The following is an 18,543-nucleotide window of genomic DNA, read 5'->3' on the forward strand; positions in this document are numbered from 1 at the left end:
CAAAGCTTTTTCCCCATACTCGATGTTTTTTATGTAATGGTAAGGGATTCCCCTCGCTTTCCGCGGACGACCTGTCAAGCCTCCTCGTTCGTGCCTCACATTGCGGGGTCTTGACTAGCCCGTTTTTCCGCAGGAGTCTTGGGGTCCCTTACAAAGTCCATTTTATAAAGATGACTCAATCCCTTAGAAAGAGAATTTTCTGCATAAAAAATAACCCTTCTGCTTGATTTCATGTTAACCTATTAAGCGACTAAACAAAATAAGGAGACATGTCATCCGAGAAGAGTTATCTTTGATATTGTATCAAACTCAACAGCGAATGACCATAGTGATTATGTGGAAAAGAATAGATAAAGAACTTTCAGAATTTAGGACCTGTTTTACACGACAAGCTACCTATGAATGGTTTGTCGTCATGATTATTGGATTGATGTTACGTTCCGATCAAGTAGGATTAACCTCCATCATTCGTGAGCCTTTCGATCTCACCCAAGTCCTATCCTGCTATGATGCATTTTTTTAGGTCCCAAGCTTGGAAGTTAGAGGATCTTATTCAAACATGGACGAAGCTTGTTTATCGTAAGGCACCCATCTATAAGAAAGACGGCATCACCATCTTGGTAGGAGATGGCGTGAAGCAATCGAAAGAAGCACGAAAATGCCTGGTGTGAAGAGGTTACATCAAGAATCAGAAAATTCCTCAAAAGCCGAGTTTATCTTTGGGCACATGTTTGGTGGGATAGGTGTTCTCATTGGCGATCCTTCTAAGAAACTATTTTGTCTTCCTCTTTCGATCAGGCTCCATGACGGTGTCAACATGATTCGAAATTGGAGAAAAAAACAGAACAATTATGAATGTGAAGGTTCTCACATTGTTCAAATCATAAACGATGCGTTTCAAGCAGCTAAATGTATGGGAGAATCGCTCGTACTGCTTGATGGCTACTATTTATCCATTTTTGCTCTTATGAAACGGGCAGAACTGTTAGAGAAATCAGAAACGATGCTTCACCTTTTGACTAAAGCCAAGAAGTCTTGTAGGGCTTATACAAAGCCCGGTGAATATAAAGGGGAAAGGTCGTCCTCGTAAAAAAGGAGAGACCATCAAACTTCAAGACCTCTTTACATCAAGGAAGAGTGAATTCGTAGAAGCAACCGTCCGTTTATATGGAAAAGAAGAGACCGTTCGTTACCTTTGCCTTAATTTATTATGGGGGCAAAAGCTTTATCAAGAACTGCGATTCGTCCTTGTCATGTATGGAGAAAAAACAGCCATTCTTGTTACAACGAAGCTCGATTTAGATCCCGTTAACATCATTGAATTGTACAGTTTTAGGTTCAAAATTGAATGTACGTTTCGAGAGCTGAAACAAGTGATGAATGGATTTGGGTATCAATTTTGGTCAAAAGCCATGCCTAAACTGAGACGCTATGCAAAAAAAGGAATGATTCATCCATTAGAAGAAATGGAGGATGAAAAAGAGAAAGAACTCATCTTGTCCGCTTTGAAAGCAATCGAGGGATTTGTCATGTGTAGTTGTATCGCCATGGGGATGCTTCAAATGTTGTCTCTTACTTTTTCAACTAAGATTAATGAGAGTCCTGTTCGATTTTTACGAACGAAGTCCAACCCTATTGTCTCAGAAGCGACCGTTGCCTATTATTTAAGGAAGACGACTTTTTCGCTTTTTAGTAAAACGAGCCGTTTATGCATAAGTCGAATAATGAAAAAGAAGCAATCAGACCCTTTTTTTGACGAGGATCTGAAGGCTTCTTAAAGGTGAAAACTTTTGACTGACAAGTACACTATTTTATCGTTTATAATAGCGTAAAATTCCGTTCTCTTCCCTACACTCGACTTTTCCCATATCCTCTAAATAATCAAGTTGACCAATAGTTTCTGAAAGTGTTAAAACCGTTTGTTTTTTATAAACCTTCGGAAATAACTGCACACATAAATCAAATACAGTTGATTCATTAACAAAAGATAACACTTGCAACGCTCTTTCATGCTGCTTTTTCAAACGATGTTCAACAAGTTTATGAACATGCTCAACCCTTTCCCCATGTCCAGGATACACGATATCGATAGGTCGATCCATTAGCTTCCGTAAAGAATCGTTATACTGCAATAACGATCGAGGTCTTTCATTCCCTTGAAGAGGAGGTTCAATCAATGGATTAGAAGAAATGTTTTTGATTAATAAATCCCCGCCTAGCATAACTTTAAATTGTGAATGATAAAAGGAAAGATGGCTCTGGGCATGACCGAGTGTCTCAACAACTTCCCATCCCTCCAATCCATCAATGTCCATCCCTTCATTTATTACTTTTGTCAGTGGTCTATGACAGGAAAAACTCATCAACCCCTCAAACCCCTTCTCTATATAGGGGATTAACACAGGATCAATACCAAGCTTTATTAATAGCGTGCTCATAAATAATTGATGATGAGAAAAAAAAGCTTCATCTCTATTAATAAACGGATTTAAATAGGGGTGTCCCATCACATCAATTTCATCAGGAAAGAAATCTAATAAACCAGCGTGGTCAGGGTGATGGTGGGTTAACAAAACTTGTTCAATATCTTCAACAGAATAACCTGCTTCTTTTAACTGAAATTGAAAGCTGTCCCATGCTTCTTTTGTTTTTGGTCCCGTATCCACTAAGGTTAGGGCATCTCCCTTTACTAAAAATATGTTTACATCCCCTACGGGGAACGGTGTCGGCAATGACATTTGATATATTTTTTCATCGTTTGTCTTCACGTTCATTTCACTCATCCTTATTCATTAATCTATAAGTTTCATTTTACACATATAAATAGACTATGTCATTATTTTCGAATAATTCATATAATTATTCCTTGACAATCACTCGTCTCTCCATGCATAATGAATAAAATTAAAATTACGAAAGCAATGAATAGGGCTAGTAAATAGTGTTATGGAAAAAAGAGAGTGGGATTCATTGGCTGGAAAATTCCACATCCCTCTAACCTATTGAACCTACCCTATGAGCAGTTAGGCAAACCTAACCGTATCCTAGCGATAAAAAGGAACTGAGTAGAATGCTTTTAAGAAAGGCGCAAGCGCACGTTTAGCGACGAAGGGGCTTGAGCACTTCGTATGAGATAAAGGAAACACGAATAGCCGAAGGTTTCGATGTTGACTTATCATAAGAAGGAGGGCGAAAACTTACGAGTCGTTGGGCGCAGGAGCTAGACAATAGAAAGGCGCAAACGCACACCTAGCGACGAAGGAGACTTTCTTTTTTAAGCATTAAATAAGGTGGTACCGCGGTGTCTATCGTCCTTGAATGGAGGATAGGCTTTTTTTATTGGAATGAAAATATGGGAGGGAAATGAAATGAATAAGCAGATCGCCTTTATAGGGGCTGGATCGATGACAGAAGCAATGATAAAAGGAATTAGACAAAAAGGAACCATTGAATCACAGCAAATTACAGTCACAAATCGATCGAATTTGAATCGCTTGTTACAACTTAAAAACTTATATTCTGTTCAAACCTCTTCTTCCGTTGAAGACTTCATAAAAGATACAAATATCATTTTCTTAGCTATGAAACCAAAAGATGCAAAAGAAGCTCTTCAAACATTAAGACCATATGTAGAAAGCCACCAATTAATTATTTCATTAATGGCTGGTATCACGACAGCAGCTATAGAAAGAAGCTTTGAAAAAGAAATTGGGGTTATTCGTGCCATGCCTAACACTTCAGCAAGCATTGGATTTTCTGCCACATCTTTATCAAAAGGTTTATTTGCGACTAAAGATCAACTGGCAGAAGCCGTCGTTCTTTTCGAAGCAATTGGCATTGTCAAAACGATTGAAGAAAAACAAATGGATGCTGTCACAGGATTAATTGGAAGCGGCCCCGCCTATGTTTATTTTCTAGTTGAAGCCATGCAGGAGGCAGCAGAAAAGCTAGGCTTAGAAGACAACCTATCAGAAACCTTTATTTTACAAACATTAAAAGGGGCAACGAAAATGATCGAATCCTCCGAAAAAACAGCTGCACAATTACGGGATGATGTAACGAGTCCATACGGAACAACAGAAGCAGCTATGAATATTTTAAGCCAACATGATACAAAAGAAACTCTCGTTCAATGTATATTAAAAGCTGCACAACGTTCGAATGAGCTACAGTTATCTATGACAAACAACTTACTAAATAGTACTCAATAAATCAAAGGAGGGGGCCGGAAAGTCCATGTTCATAGTAATTGAGTACAAATTGAAAACCCAAAAATATTATTTTAACACCATTTTTGGGTTTTACTTTTATTAAGGTTTTATCTAGAAAGTTACTTTTGAGACAGCCCCTTTCTCTGCGGCAGAAATCCTCCATTACCTACCTCGGCCTAAAGGGTTTTCCGACTGCACCACATTACGTAGAGGAGGCTTTGACTCACTTTAATAAGGATTCAATTGTGTATGATAATAATTCAGGCAAATATTCAAATGTGTATTGAATATCCAAGCGCTCCGTCCATTTATGAGGGTCTCTTCCTACTGGTCCAACATTAATAACAGGCACATTTATTTCTTTCATTTCTTCTAATGGGAGTGAATACCCTTTTCCGTATAAAGGCATGTTTGTTGTTAATAAATCGATATTTACCGAATCTCTTAACTGAACAAAGCTTAAATCCGATAAACCTGGAAAATAATATTGACGCTGCAAGCGAATGTGATACTGATCCCTAGCAAAATCAATCAAGTTAGAACATACATTTTCAATTAGCTCGTCTTCTTTTGACGAGACAGAAGGATAAAAAGGTGGGCTATAAAATAGAACGATCATCGGTGAGTCTTCACTCAAAAGTGCGGCTAATTCAGCCACTAATTTCGTCGAAAAATCACGATCTCCTAGTTCTCCCCTATTAGAAGCCACATAATCCAGTCTTCTAAACACCTCTTGCTCCCCGAACCGTTCAATGGCCTTTTCAAGAAGCTGTTCATACGTAAAAACATTCACTTTATGTGCCAAAGGTTCAAATGGTACCATTTCTGAATAGGCAATCGCCCTTTTCTTTAAATGCTCTTCTATTTCTTTAGCTGCTTCTTGGGCGACACTTAATAGTTGCTTATGTATTTGACTAAATGGCCGATCCATCGTGAAGATATTAAACATAGAAACCGATTCATGAGGCGTTTGAACCGAGTACTCTTCCTTTAAATCTTTTTGCATTAAATTCGTTGGAGGGGGGGTCACTTCTCCTTCAGCCTTTTCACAAAATGAAGGGTTCAACTCCATCTTCTCATTTATTTTAGAAACCATAAAATTGGGATTAAATCCAGAAAAAGGCTCACCAACATGAGCTTCAATTCCTTTGCAGAAGAAACCAGACAGTAATTTACCAATCGAACCTGTATAAACGTAGCGATCTTCATCATTCGGTACTTTCGCAAACATCGGTTCAGAATTAACACACGCTTGATAGGTTAAAGCATGTTTTTTTGCCAACTCATTTAGAGCAGGAACAGCTGCTAACATTCCCTCAGAGTTAACTTCCTCGTCCGGAACAGTCAAAAGCAATACATTGCCGTCAAACTCACCTTTCATTGCCCGTTCTAACATTGATAATTGAACCGTCAAACCCGCTTTCATATCCATAATGCCCCGACCAAACAGCCACTCCCCGTGTTCCATATCTTGGACAACTTGCAGAGGAAGTCGATCCTTTTGTTGCGTAAGCTCATGGGTCAATTGTTCAGGTTGAAAAGCTAAAGGCTTTAAATATCCATAATCCTGCACATCAACTACGTCAAAATGACTTAATAAAATAACGGTTTTTGATACATTCGGCTTTTTGACAAGTGCGGTTAAAACCGCCCGTCCATCTCTTAAAGGGTGTAAGTTTAGGAACTCTTCATTTTTTTTAAAATAGGGAAACTTTTTCAACCTATAAAATAGTTGCTCGCTAAAGCTTGCTTCCCCTTCTGTTAAAGTCACTGTGGGATGTTCGACAAGTGTACATAATAGTTCTTTTAATTGTTGCTTCGTTTGCCATTGCACGTTAAAAACCCCCTTCTAGTATCCTTCTGAGATATACCATAATTATACTATACCACCACCACTAGTTCATCCTCACCTTGAAAATTCACAAGCATTATTGTATTTTTGAAATCATATTTTTTGACCATAAAAATAAAACGGATCATACTGTTATATATTAGTGCGTGTTCAAAAAGTAGGGGGAAAAGGGTCGAGAAGAACGAGGCGACTAGTTAAAGGGTCACAGGCTAAGAACAACCACTTCCTGTGGTGAACGCCTGTACTAGCACATCGTGTGCGTCGGAGGAGTGGAATAGCGAGACAACAAAGTTATTCGACAGCAATTTTTCATGACTTTTTGAACAATATTAAAAATTGGAGGTCATTATTTATGAATGAAGGTGTTTTTTCTCCATATACGATTAAAGGGGTTACATTAAAAAACAGAATCGTCATGTCCCCAATGTGTATGTATTCTTCTACCGATGAAAATGGCAAATTACAGGCGTTTCATTGGACACATTACATAAGCAGAGCTGTCGGGGGTGTAGGGTTAGTCATGCTAGAAGCAACGGCCATTTCTCCAGAAGGAAGAATTTCTTCCCAAGACCTTGGAATTTGGAATGATGAACATGTCGAAGACTTAAAAATGCTTGTGGCAGAGATGCAAACCTATGGTACAAAAACAGCCATTCAATTGGCTCATGCTGGTCGTAAAGCAACCGTTGATGGAAAGATACTTGCCCCATCTGCGATTGCATTTAATGAAAATTTCTCTATACCAAATGAAATGACTTATGAGGATATTAAACAAACCATAGAAGCCTTTCAAAACGCTGCCTCACGAGCAAAACAAGCAAGCTTTGATATTATTGAGTTACATGGAGCTCATGGGTATTTAATTAATGAATTTTTATCTCCTTTAACGAATAAACGCGAGGATATTTATGGAGGAAATCAAGTAAACCGCTATCGTTTTTTAAAAGACATCATTGATGCTGTGAAGGAAGTTTGGGACGGAGCTTTATTTGTAAGAATATCAGCCAATGATTATCAAAAAGAGGGATTAACGGTCAATGACTATATAACATATTGTAAGTGGATGAAGGAACAAGGTGTAGATTTAATAGATGTTAGCTCAGGTGGAGTTGTACCTGCCTCAATTGATGTTTATCCAGGATACCAAATCGATTATGGTGAAAAAATTCGTCAGCATGTGAAAGTGGCAACAGGGGCAGTTGGCATGATTACCAGCGGTCTACAAGCAGAAGAAATCATTCGTAATGAAAGAGCAGATTTAGTATTCATTGGTCGAGCGTTATTAAAAAACCCTTATTTACCAAAGGTATTTGCAGATGAGTTAGATGTTCCAATTGACCCCCCTAAACAATATTCACGAGGGTGGTAAAAGAAAGGGTAGGCAAAACTTTTAAGTCTTTTGCCTACTTGTTTTTAATTTATGAACAAGGCGCGCTCAATTTGTTTTCGATGATGTAGATCATGTTTTATATGTCCTTCAAAGTATTCATGAAGAAGAAAAGTTGATTGACCAATGCTTATCCCACTGCCCCTCATCAATCGATTCCATCCTTTTGAGTAGCTCTTGTCTTGTGTGAACAAACTTTTTGATCATATCATCTTGTTCCATATTTCTTCCTTCGATTGCTGCTTTTCTATTAAACTCTTCTACTTCAGGTCCTAAAGGAAACAATTCTTCTGAAAAAAAATACGGAATACGTTTTTCCATGATAAAACGATCCCAAGCCTGTAGGTGACTAATGATTTCAGCACTACTCCACTTTTCTTTTTCAATAGGATTAACCCATAAATCTGAACCAAATCTATTTAAAGATTTCACCCAATCAATCATCCTATTATGATGTTCGACTAGCTGTTTCTTTATCGAGTTCAACATTAACACGCACTCTTAATTAAATAGAATTATACTAGACTATTAATTTTATAATACCTTTGTCATAAATACACTATTTTCATCCTCTATATAATCATCAAAAGGCTTGCAATAGTGAAACCCAAAACTTATATAGAGAGTTCTAGCTGGTTCAAAAGCTTCCATGGATCCTGTCTCCAAACTTAATCTTTTATAGCCACGCCGTCTAGCTTCATCCATAATGTGTTGAAGAACTAATTTTGCAACACCTTTTCTTAAATGTTGTGATGAAGTTCGCATAGACTTTACCTCTCCATGCTCCTTATCAAGTTCTTTAAGTGCTCCGCATCCTAACAATTCATCATGCTCCCACACACTCCAAAACGTTATTTCCTGTTTTTTCAATTCATCAAGATCCAGTGCATGAATACTTTCCAGCGGAGAATGTTGTTTCATTCCATCCATATGTTCCTCTAATAATATCGCCACGGCATTTCCACTTAAATCATCTATTTTAATTTCCAATATCATCAACCCTTTAAAGTTCAATTTGTTCTCTTAGAACATCAATTTCAACCAAGTCGTTGGCTATATATGTATTCGAGAAAGTTTTTTTCGCTTCCTGCAACAACGATTGAATTTGTAGAGACGACTGGTAGCGAGAACTTATATGTGTAAGCCAAAGACAACCCACATTTGCTCGCTTGGCAACTTGAGCAGCTTGCTTGGTAGTCGAATGAAAGTAATTAAAAGCTAGTTTTTCTTCTTTTTCACTAAAAGTTGCTTCATGAATAAGAACATCCGCATCCTTCGCCAACTCCATACTGGCTTGACAAAAACGCGTATCACCTAAAACCGTAACAATACGACCTTTTTTAGCCTCGCCTATATAATCTTGACCATTAATAATCCGGCCATCTTCCAACACCACTTTCTCTCCATCTTTCAATTGACTATAAATGGGGCCTGGTTGAATTCCTTCATTAATCAATTTGTCTACTTGCAATTTACCTGGTAAGTCCTTCTCAATAACACGATACCCGTATGAAGGAATGCCATGCTCAAGCAACTCTACTTGAACTTCAAACGTATCATCTTCAAAAATAATGCCTGTCTCCTCAATTTCTACAATTTGTAGTGGGTATTTTAAATACGTTGTACTTACAGAAAGACTTGTTTCCACAAATTCTTTTATTCCCTTTGGTCCATATATAGTTAGTAATTCTTCTCCTCCTTGAAATGAACGACTTCCCAATAATCCAGGTAACCCAAATATATGATCACCATGCAAATGGGTAATAAAGATTTTTTCTATTTTTCTCGGTTTTATTTTCGTATGCAAAATTTGATGTTGCGTCGCTTCTCCGCAGTCAAACAACCATATTTGGTTTCTTTCTTCTAATAGCATTAGAGCTATAGATGAAACATTCCGTTCTTTCGCAGGTATCCCTGCCCCCGTACCTAAAAACTGAATCTCCAATCAATTTTCCTCCTAAGAACTGTTCGTTTTAGTCATAGCATATCACGAACCGATCATGATAGGAATAAACATCGTTCCTCCAGCTTGTATGGTCATAAGCTGTAACGACTCATTCGTCTTAAATATTTGCTTTCACCCGTAATAAACATTAAAATTGTTTAAGTATAATAGGTCAAAACGAGGTAACTTACTACTACTTTATTACATATAACGCATTAAAAAAGTGAGGTATTCTAGTGGAAACAACAACATATCCTAAAGCAGTCATTGTGATCTTCGGAGCGACTGGTGACTTAGCGAAACGAAAGTTATATCCATCTATTCATCGGCTTTTCAATAACAACCAAATTGGTGATGAGTTTGCTGTTATCGGTGTCGCTAGAAGGCCTTGGACAAATGACCTTTTTCGAGAGAAAGTGAAAGAATCTATTCAAACCCCTATTACTACAGATGAAGAAATTGATTCGTTTACAAGTCATTTTTACTATCATCCTTTTGATGTGACAGATAAAAGTTCCTTTCAAGATTTAATGAGCTTAATGAACGACTTAGATGGACAGTATCGAACAGAAGGAAATCGGATGTTTTACTTAGCCATGGCGCCTGAATTTTTCGGAACAATCGCGCAAAACATTCAAGAATATGGATTGAAAGAGACAAATGGTTGGACTAGACTCGTCATTGAAAAACCATTTGGCCATAATTTTGAATCTGCTAAGAAGTTAAATGATGAATTAAGAGAAGCATTTGATGAAAAACAAATATATCGAATTGATCATTACTTAGGAAAGGAAATGGTACAAAACATAGAGGTTATTCGATTTGCTAACGCCATTTTTGAACATCTTTGGAACAACCGCTTTATATCCAATATACAAATCACATCTAGTGAATTATTAGGAGTGGAAGACCGAGGGAAATACTATGAAAGTTCAGGAGCCCTTCGCGATATGGTACAAAACCATATGTTGCAAATGGTCGCGTTACTTGCAATGGAGCCTCCTATTAAATTAACAACTGACGAAGTTCGTTCTGAAAAAGTAAAAGCTTTACGTTCTATCCGTCCTCTTACCAAACAGTCTACTTTTGACCATTTTGTTCGAGGGCAATATGGCAAGGGAGAAATAGAAGAAGAACACGTAGATGGGTATCGTGAAGATCCCAATGTTGACTCAGAATCGAATACGGAAACGTTTGTAGCAGGAAAGATCATGATTGATAACTATCGCTGGGCAGGCGTCCCTTTTTATATTCGAACAGGAAAAAGAATGAAAGAAAAATTAACAAAGATCGTGGTCGAGTTTAAAGACTTACCGATGAATTTATATAACAATGGTTCAGGAAAGAAACAAACAAACTTGCTGGTTATACATATACAACCTGATGAGGGGATCACCTTACATTTAAATGCCAAACAATCTGATGGAACAAGAACTATTATTCCCATTCAACTTGATTACTGTAACAATTGCATCAATGGCATTAATACACCGGAAGCTTATGAAAAATTAATTTATGATTGCATGAACGGAGATGCAACGAACTTCACCCATTGGGATGAAGTTGCTCTTTCTTGGCAATTTGTTGATACCATCTCAAAAGCTTGGGAGAGCCAAAAGGCCGAATTTCCAAACTATACGTCAGGTTCCATGGGACCTGACGACGCTGATAAACTTTTAGAAAAAGACGGATTTAACTGGTGGTAATAAGCAAAGCGCATGCGCCTTGCTCAGCCACGACAAGCATAAGGCACGGAGAAAAGAAAGATGTTCTTTATCTTTTGTTCTACGTGACTTATGACCTCGAGTGGCTAGGTGCTGGAGCTAGACAGCAATGTTAGCACATTCTTATAAAGCACAAAGTTTATACATTCTTATCTTTTAAGAAAGGCTGATGCCCTTTGCTCACATCCGACAAGCATAAGACGCGTATAAAATGAAGGTGTTCTTTACCTTCATGCATACGTGGCTTATGACCTCGAGGATGTAAGGGCGTCAGCTGGACAATAAGAAAAGCGCAAGCGCCCGTCTAGCGACGCAGGTGCTTATAGACCCCCGCATGAGATAATGGAACATCAACTAAAGACGCCCACGTCCTGTGGGCAACGTTGATGCTAGCACTTCCTGTGCGTCGAAAGCGCTACCCGCCGCTGGGCGCTGGAGCTAGACAAAAATAAAAGCACCATCCAAATAAGGACAGATTTTTATACTTTCTTACTCTATAAGAAAAGCGCAAGCGCCCGTCTATATTTATCAAAACGTATAAAAAATACAGGAGGAGAAAACTCATGAAATTTTACGATGTAACAACTCCTATTTATCAAGGAATGACTGTTTATAAAAACAAACCAGAAAAACAACCAATCATCAAAACAACTACAAATGAGCATGTAACCGAGTCTCGCATCGATATGGATTTACACACAGGAACACATGTTGACGCTCCTCTTCATATGATCAATGATGGGGATACAATGGAAACCATCCAAATTAAAGAGCTAGTCAGACCTGTTAAAGTGTTTGACGTGACACATGTTGAAGATCGGATCAAGAAATCAGATGTGGCGGGCTTAAATATTGAGAAAGATGATTTCATTTTATTTAAAACAAAAAATTCATTTGAAGATTCATTCAACTTTGACTTTATATTTGTTGCTGAAGATTTAGCCAAGTACTTGGCTGAGATTGGCATTAAAGGTGTTGGAGTTGACGGACTCGGAATAGAAAGAAGTCAGCCTGGCCATCCTACTCATCGCACATTATTTGATGAAAAAATTATCGTCATGGAAGGTCTTCGATTAAAAGACATAACAGAGGGTGAGTATTTTATGGTTGCTTCTCCACTTCCTATTAAAGGAGTAGATGCATCACCAGCCCGCGTATTATTATTCGAGGACAACCTATCTGGATAGCCTAAACCCTTATAAAGAGGATTCCATATTAGTAGAAAGTTTTGCTTTCAAACTAAAAAACGCCCCTAATCAAAATAACTGATTAGGGGCGTTTCTATTACTTTTTTATTTCTCCATCCAGTCAGTATGGAAAATTCCTTCTTTATCCACTCGTTGATACGTATGCGCACCAAAGTAATCACGCTGTGCTTGTAGAAGGTTCGCTGGCAACCTTTCTGAACGATAGCTATCATAATAAGCAAGCGCGGAAGAGAACGTTGGAACTGGGATTCCATTGTTAATTGCAAGAGCAATTACCTCTCGAAGAGCTCCTTGATAGTTTTCAACGATCTCTTTGAAATATGGGTCAAATAAAAGATTAGCAAGCTTTGGATCTAAATCATATGCTTCTTTTATCTTTTGTAGGAAGGCCGCTCGAATGATGCATCCCCCTCGGAAAATCATCGCAATTTCACCGTATTGAAGATTCCAGTCATACTCCTCTGAAGCTGCTCTCATTTGCGCGAAGCCTTGTGCGTAAGAAAGAATTTTACTCATATAAAGAGCTTTTCTAATGGCCTCGATAAGCTCTTTTTTATCGCCTGTAAAGTTTTGAATTGCGGGTCCAGATAGCGTTTGACTTGCTTTTACACGCTCTTCCTTCATCGCTGAAATAAAACGCGCAAAAACCGATTCAGTAATTACAGGGAGAGGAACACCTAAATCAAGTGAGCTTTGACTCGTCCATTTCCCTGTCCCTTTTTGTCCTGCCGTATCTAAAATCACATCCACTAAAGGTTTGCCAGTCTCTTCATCCATTTTTGTGAAGATATCAGCTGTGATCTCGATTAAATAACTATCAAGTTCTCCATTATTCCACTCTGCAAAGACTTCATGAAGTTCTTGTGCATTTAGGCCTAGAACATGTTTTAAAATCGAGTAAGCTTCACATATAAGCTGCATATCCCCATACTCTATACCATTATGTACCATTTTTACATAATGACCTGCTCCATCAGGTCCGATGTAGGTCGTACATGCTTCTCCGTCCACCTTTGCAGAAATGGCTTCTAAAATAGGCTTTACTAACTCATGAGCTTCTTTTTGCCCACCCGGCATAATTGAAGGCCCTTTAAGAGCTCCTTCCTCACCACCAGAAACACCGGTTCCTATGAAATGGATTCCACTCTCGGCTAATTGCTTATTTCGACGTTGAGTATCTTTAAAGAAAGTATTTCCACCGTCAATTAAAATATCGCCTTTATCAAGATGAGGCAATAATGACTCAATCGTCGCGTCTGTCGGTTTTCCTGCCTTAACCATTAATAAAATTTTTCGAGGTTTTTCCAGTGAAGCGACAAATTCTTCAATACTATATGTACCAACGACCTTTTTCCCTTCTGCTTCTTGTAAAAATTGTTCCGTTTTTTCTGGAGAACGATTAAAAACAGAAACAGAATATCCACGACTTTCTATGTTAAGAGCCAAATTTTTGCCCATAACTGCAAGTCCAACTACTCCAATATGTTGATTTGACATCCTTTTACGTCCCTTCTAGTTCAACTTGTACAATCTTGAAAATACCATATATAAATAAGGTTTATCAAGTTATAGATTTCGAATTCATTGCAAGAAGAGGGGAAAATGTTTCTGAATAAAAGAAACGAACGCTTAGTCTCGCAAAAAATCTTTGTTAAAACTAGTCTCTCCCTGTTCTTCTTCTTTTATCTTTAACCCTTTTTTAATAATACTTTTTCCATATTTCGTTTGAAGTTCATTCATCACATTGATAATAGGCTCGTCTTTTACATCCTTTTCGAACGTGAAAAGATCCAGTTGCTTCATAGCAGCGCTCTCATCAACTAACTCTTGACCCGTAATTCCTAAGAGTCTGATCGGTTTTTCATTCCAATGTTGATGAAACAGCCTCATGGATTGAGCAAAAATCTCTTCTTTCCCAGCTAGCGGATTTTCAAGAGAATAGCTTCTAGTAATGGTTTTTCGATCAGCATACCGTATGGTAATTGAGATTTTCTCCATCATCAACTCTTTCTTTGTTAATCTACTACTTACTGAATGGGCTAGTTTACGAAAGGTTTGTTCTATAAGTCCCATATCCACTGTATCATTAGAAATCGTCGTAGAGTTGCCTACACTTTTAATATCATATATGGCAGAGGGATCGACCTCTCGGTTATCAATGCCCATCGCTCTTTCTTGCAAACGAATTCCATTGATCCCAAGAAACTGTCTTAATGAATCTTTGTTTGCTTTAACCAAATCGTCAATGGTGTATACTTCAATTTGATTTAATTTTTCTGTTGATTTCTTTCCGACACCATGCATTTCTTCAATTGGAAGTGGCCACAATCTTTCTTTTAATTGTCTTTTTCGTAACACAGTAATTCCTAAAGGTTTTTTCATGTTTGAAGCCATTTTAGCCAAAAATTTATTAGGAGCAATACCAATACTACAAGGGAGTAAAAGCTCGTTATATAATTGATCTTGTATATTTTGGGCAATTGTTAGAGGATGTTCTGGAACTTGAGAAACATCTAGATAACCTTCATCAATTGAAACAGGTTCTACCGTTTGGGTGTATGTTTTTAACACTTGAAATATTTCAGATGAGGCCTGTCTATAGAGGTCAAAATTAGGCTTAACCACAATCATATTGGGACATAATTTCCTTGCTTGCCACAATGGCATCGCCGCTCTAACCCCATGCTTTCTTGCCTCATAGCTACACGTCACAACAATTCCCTTTCTTTCTTTAGGGTTTCCCGCTACAGCTAAAGGTTTACCACGCAAATCACAGTTATGCGCCATTTCTACAGAGGCATAAAAACTGTTCATATCGACATGAAAAATCACTTTCCCGTTTGCTCGTTCCATTATGTTTCATCCCTTTAATTTATAGTGACCTCTAACAACTGTTCCTTCACCTCTGCAAAATGAGGAAGGCTGTCTACAAGATTTGAAACATTTAAATGAGTGATTAAACTATCATCATGTAAGATGATATCCGTAAAATAGGGAACAGACTGAAAAAGGTTTTTATTTAAAGGCTTAACCATATCATTTGTAACCGAAATGATATCCCTCGTTTCCTCAACGAGTAATCCGATCAATTCATGTTGATTCATTTTCGAAACAATGATTTTTTGATTTGCATCGTCAATTTTTTCTTTGTTAAAAACAACATTGATATCAATAACAGGTACAACCTCATTTCTCATATTTGTAATACCACGTATGAATGATGGAAAATTGGCCCCAGAAACGACTTGCAAGCTGTTCTCAATCGTCACAATATCATCAATGGATAACGCATACTTCTCATCACCCGAAAAAAACACAATCGCTTTTTCCATAAGATTCATCCCCTTTTTGTAAAAGAGTAGGGGCTCATAAAGCCCCAGTTCAACACTACCCGTTAGCCACTTCTTCTATAATCGCAACGACATATTCAGCTGCTTTCACTAATTCCTTAGTAGGCATTTTTTCATTGGTTGTATGTATTTCTTCATATCCAACAGAGAGGTTTACAGTTGGGATATCGAATCCTGCGATAATATTCGCATCGCTTCCTCCTCCTGATGTTAATAAATTCGATTTACGACCAATTTTTTCAGCTGCTCTTTTTGCCACCTCGACTACATGATCTCCATCACCAAATTTAAACCCTGGATACATAACAATCACGTCAACATCTGCTTTGCCTCCCATTTCTGTTGCAACATCTTCAAAGGCTTTTTTCATTTTATTTGCTTGTTCTTCCATTTTCTCTTTCACTAAAGAACGGGCCTCCGCTAAAATTTCCACATGGTCACAAACAATGTTCGTTTGTGAGCCTCCCTCGAACCTGCCAATGTTAGCCGTGGTTTCATCATCTATTCTACCTAACGGCATTTTGGAAATCGCTTTTGCTGCCATTGTAATAGCCGATACACCTTTTTCAGGAGCAACTCCAGCGTGAGCGGTTTTCCCATGAATAACAGCTTTAATCTTTGCTTGTGTTGGAGCCGCGACGATAATATTGCCTACTTCTCCATCACTATCTAAAGCATATCCGAACTTAGCAGTTACAAATTTAGAATCTAACGCTTTCGCACCAACTAAACCTGATTCTTCACCTACGGTAATAATAAACTCTATTTTCCCATGCTTTATGTTTTGCTCTTTTAACACTTTGATTGCTTCAAGCATGGCTGCAAGACCTGTTTTATCGTCTGCTCCTAAAATGGTGGTACCATCTGTTACAATGTATCCATCTTTAATAGAAGGTTTAACTCCATTTCCAGGAACAACTGTATCCATATGTGAGGTGAAGTAAATAGGGTCTACTCCTTCTTTTGTTGCTTCTAACGTACAAATTAAATTCCCTGCGCCATGACCGGTTTCATCCATTGTATTGTCTTCCACAACTTTTACTCCAAGAGCCGTAAATTTTTCTTTCAATACTTTGGCAATTTTCGCTTCATGTTTTGTCTCAGAATCGACTTGGACTAATTCAAGAAATTCATCCACTATTCGTTGTTCGTTAATCAAAATCATTTCCTCCTTGTATAAATAACGTACTTTTTTATGTAATATTAAAAGATTAACTTTAACTTAATCAGTATATCATTTTCCATTGATTAATTCATAATACTCGAGAAGAGGAATAGTAAAATCACCCCACAATAATGTGAAGTGATTTTATGTTTATAAAGGGATATTCCCATGTTTCTTAGCTGGACGAGTCTCTTTTTTTGTTTTCAACATTTCTAGTGCCTGAATCAGTTTAATTCTTGTTTCTCTTGGATCAATAATATCATCGACAATTCCTTGGCTTGCGGCAACGTAAGGATTAGCAAACTTCTCTCTATATTCTTTTATCTTTTCTGCTCTCGTTTGTTGAGGGTTATCACTACGATTTATTTCTTTTGAAAAGATAATATTTGCTGCTCCTTCAGGTCCCATAACAGCAATTTCTGCATTCGGCCAGGCGTATACCATATCGGCACCTATTGAACGAGAATTCAATGCTACATATGCCCCACCGTACGCCTTACGCAAAATGACTGTGATCTTAGGTACCGTTGCTTCGGAATAAGCGTATAAGATTTTCGCACCATGTCTAATGATTCCACCATGCTCCTGGTTTACTCCTGGGAAGAACCCAGTCACATCTTCAAAAGTAACAATAGGAATGTTAAATGAATCACAAAAGCGGATAAACCTAGCTGCTTTATCAGAAGAGTTAATATCCAGCCCTCCTGCCATATATTTTGGCTGGTTGCAAACAAGCCCCACTACTTGGCCATTAATTCTAGCGAAACCAACTACAATGTTTTTGGCAAACGATTGTTGCACTTCAAAGAACGATCCTTCATCGGTTACCTGGTCAATAACGTGTCTGACATCGTATGGTCTGATTGCTTCAAAAGGAACGACATCTGCTAAATCAGGCAAATAATCATCTCTTTCTTCGATATCCACAACTTCAGGGTGTTTCTCGTTACTTTGAGGTAAATAACTTAATAATTGACGTACTTGTTTTAAAACTTCCTCCTCTGTTTCTGCAGAGAAATGGGCATTCCCGCTAATCGAATTATGAACATTTGCCCCTCCTAAGTTTTCAGAGGAGATTTTTTCACCTGTAACCGTTTCAATTACTTTAGGACCCGTGATAAACATTTGGCTTGTTTTTTGTACCATAAACACAAAATCAGTAATTGCTGGTGAATACACAGCTCCTCCTGCACAAGGACCTAAAATAACCGATATTTGCGGAATAACCCCAGAGTATATTGCGTTTCGGTAAAACACATGTCCATACCCATCTAATGAATTGACCCCTTCTTGTATTCTCGCTCCTCCTGAATCGTTCAAACCTATAAAAGGGGTTCCGTTTTGATAAGCTAGATCCATCACTTCAGCAATTTTTTTTGCGTGCATTTCACCAAGGGCTCCTCCAAATACGGTGAAATCTTGAGAGAATAAATAAATAGGGCGTCCATTAACCTTTCCATACCCTGTCACAACTCCGTCTCCAGCTGCTTTTTTCTCCCCTAAGCCAAAATCGTGACAGCGATGCTCCATAAATGTATTAATCTCAACAAAACTTCCTTCGTCCACTAGCAACTCAATTCTCTCTCTAGCGGTAAGCTTTCCTTTATCATGCTGCTTAGCAATTTTTTTATCTCCACCGCCTAATTCAACCTCTCGGCGCTTATCATATAGTTCATTAATTTTATCGTATATGTCCATTTC

The 18,543-nt window shown here is 38.0% G+C and carries 17 protein-coding genes; 7 read left to right on the top strand and 10 right to left on the bottom strand.

The window, feature by feature from the left end:
- Positions 1-292 precede the first annotated feature (292 nt).
- The 3 genes from LC087_RS06895 (at position 293) to LC087_RS06905 (ending at position 1,778) form a co-directional block, all read left to right on the top strand.
- On the top strand, positions 293-523 hold the full coding sequence (locus LC087_RS06895; RefSeq protein WP_306020440.1) for a hypothetical protein: 231 nt from the start codon (positions 293-295) through the stop codon (positions 521-523).
- A gap of 135 nt (positions 524-658) precedes the next feature.
- Positions 659-1,090: a hypothetical protein gene (locus tag LC087_RS06900; RefSeq protein ID WP_306020441.1), complete on the top strand. Its 432-nt coding sequence runs from the start codon at positions 659-661 to the stop codon at positions 1,088-1,090.
- Positions 1,059-1,778, top strand: coding sequence for a hypothetical protein (locus tag LC087_RS06905; protein WP_306020444.1), 720 nt, complete (start codon positions 1,059-1,061; stop codon positions 1,776-1,778). The genes LC087_RS06900 and LC087_RS06905 overlap by 32 nt, the downstream gene beginning before the upstream one ends.
- 33 nt (positions 1,779-1,811) lie before the next feature.
- Here the strand turns inward: LC087_RS06905 and LC087_RS06910 are convergent, their stop codons facing one another.
- A complete protein-coding gene (locus tag LC087_RS06910; protein ID WP_226540105.1) occupies positions 1,812-2,774 on the bottom strand; it encodes an MBL fold metallo-hydrolase in 963 nt (320 codons plus the stop codon).
- Between the two features lie 594 nt (positions 2,775-3,368).
- Here LC087_RS06910 and proC point away from each other — a divergent pair.
- Positions 3,369-4,211, top strand: a complete 843-nt coding sequence (gene proC / locus LC087_RS06915) for a pyrroline-5-carboxylate reductase (protein WP_226540103.1) — start codon at positions 3,369-3,371, stop codon at positions 4,209-4,211.
- A 223-nt stretch (positions 4,212-4,434) separates the two neighbouring features.
- On the opposite strand, the gene LC087_RS06920 is transcribed toward proC, so the two are convergent.
- A complete protein-coding gene (locus tag LC087_RS06920; RefSeq protein ID WP_226540101.1) occupies positions 4,435-6,045 on the bottom strand; it encodes a M20/M25/M40 family metallo-hydrolase in 1,611 nt (536 codons plus the stop codon).
- Between the two features lie 370 nt (positions 6,046-6,415).
- Between LC087_RS06920 and namA the strand changes: the two genes are divergently transcribed.
- On the top strand, positions 6,416-7,432 hold the full coding sequence (namA, locus tag LC087_RS06925) for an NADPH dehydrogenase NamA (RefSeq protein ID WP_226540099.1): 1,017 nt from the start codon (positions 6,416-6,418) through the stop codon (positions 7,430-7,432).
- Positions 7,433-7,549: 117 nt separating this feature from the next.
- Here the strand turns inward: namA and LC087_RS06930 are convergent, their stop codons facing one another.
- The 3 genes from LC087_RS06930 to rnz are packed head-to-tail and all read right to left on the bottom strand — an operon-like array spanning position 7,550 to position 9,395.
- Positions 7,550-7,939 (bottom strand): hypothetical protein, encoded by a 390-nt coding sequence (locus tag LC087_RS06930; RefSeq protein WP_226540098.1) that lies wholly within the window; start codon positions 7,937-7,939, stop codon positions 7,550-7,552.
- 45 nt (positions 7,940-7,984) lie between these two features.
- On the bottom strand, positions 7,985-8,440 hold the full coding sequence (locus LC087_RS06935; protein WP_226540097.1) for a GNAT family N-acetyltransferase: 456 nt from the start codon (positions 8,438-8,440) through the stop codon (positions 7,985-7,987).
- A 13-nt stretch (positions 8,441-8,453) separates the two neighbouring features.
- Positions 8,454-9,395 carry a ribonuclease Z gene (gene rnz, locus LC087_RS06940; RefSeq protein WP_226540096.1) on the bottom strand — a complete coding sequence of 314 codons (942 nt, stop codon included), beginning with the start codon at positions 9,393-9,395 and terminating at the stop codon, positions 8,454-8,456.
- 236 nt (positions 9,396-9,631) lie between these two features.
- Between rnz and zwf the strand changes: the two genes are divergently transcribed.
- Both zwf and LC087_RS06950 read left to right on the top strand, forming a co-directional pair.
- Positions 9,632-11,101 (top strand): glucose-6-phosphate dehydrogenase, encoded by a 1,470-nt coding sequence (gene zwf, locus LC087_RS06945; RefSeq protein ID WP_226540095.1) that lies wholly within the window; start codon positions 9,632-9,634, stop codon positions 11,099-11,101.
- Between the two features lie 581 nt (positions 11,102-11,682).
- Positions 11,683-12,306 (top strand): cyclase family protein, encoded by a 624-nt coding sequence (locus LC087_RS06950; protein ID WP_226540094.1) that lies wholly within the window; start codon positions 11,683-11,685, stop codon positions 12,304-12,306.
- A gap of 105 nt (positions 12,307-12,411) precedes the next feature.
- Here the strand turns inward: LC087_RS06950 and gndA are convergent, their stop codons facing one another.
- The 5 genes from gndA to LC087_RS06975 all read right to left on the bottom strand — a co-directional run bounded on the left by gndA (position 12,412) and on the right by LC087_RS06975 (position 18,540).
- A complete protein-coding gene (gene gndA, locus LC087_RS06955; protein ID WP_226540093.1) occupies positions 12,412-13,824 on the bottom strand; it encodes an NADP-dependent phosphogluconate dehydrogenase in 1,413 nt (470 codons plus the stop codon).
- Positions 13,825-13,956: 132 nt separating this feature from the next.
- Positions 13,957-15,180: a DNA polymerase IV gene (locus LC087_RS06960; RefSeq protein WP_226540085.1), complete on the bottom strand. Its 1,224-nt coding sequence runs from the start codon at positions 15,178-15,180 to the stop codon at positions 13,957-13,959.
- A gap of 14 nt (positions 15,181-15,194) precedes the next feature.
- Positions 15,195-15,659, bottom strand: a complete 465-nt coding sequence (locus LC087_RS06965) for a chemotaxis protein CheW (RefSeq protein WP_226540083.1) — start codon at positions 15,657-15,659, stop codon at positions 15,195-15,197.
- 55 nt (positions 15,660-15,714) lie between these two features.
- Positions 15,715-16,836, bottom strand: a complete 1,122-nt coding sequence (locus LC087_RS06970) for a M20/M25/M40 family metallo-hydrolase (RefSeq protein WP_226540081.1) — start codon at positions 16,834-16,836, stop codon at positions 15,715-15,717.
- A gap of 156 nt (positions 16,837-16,992) precedes the next feature.
- Complete coding sequence (locus LC087_RS06975) at positions 16,993-18,540, bottom strand: acyl-CoA carboxylase subunit beta (protein WP_226540079.1); 1,548 nt, start codon at positions 18,538-18,540, stop codon at positions 16,993-16,995.
- Positions 18,541-18,543 lie beyond the last annotated feature (3 nt).

It is taken from the genome of Bacillus carboniphilus, assembly GCF_020524035.2.
In the GTDB taxonomy this organism is placed as follows: domain Bacteria; phylum Bacillota; class Bacilli; order Bacillales; family JAIVKR01; genus Bacillus_CC.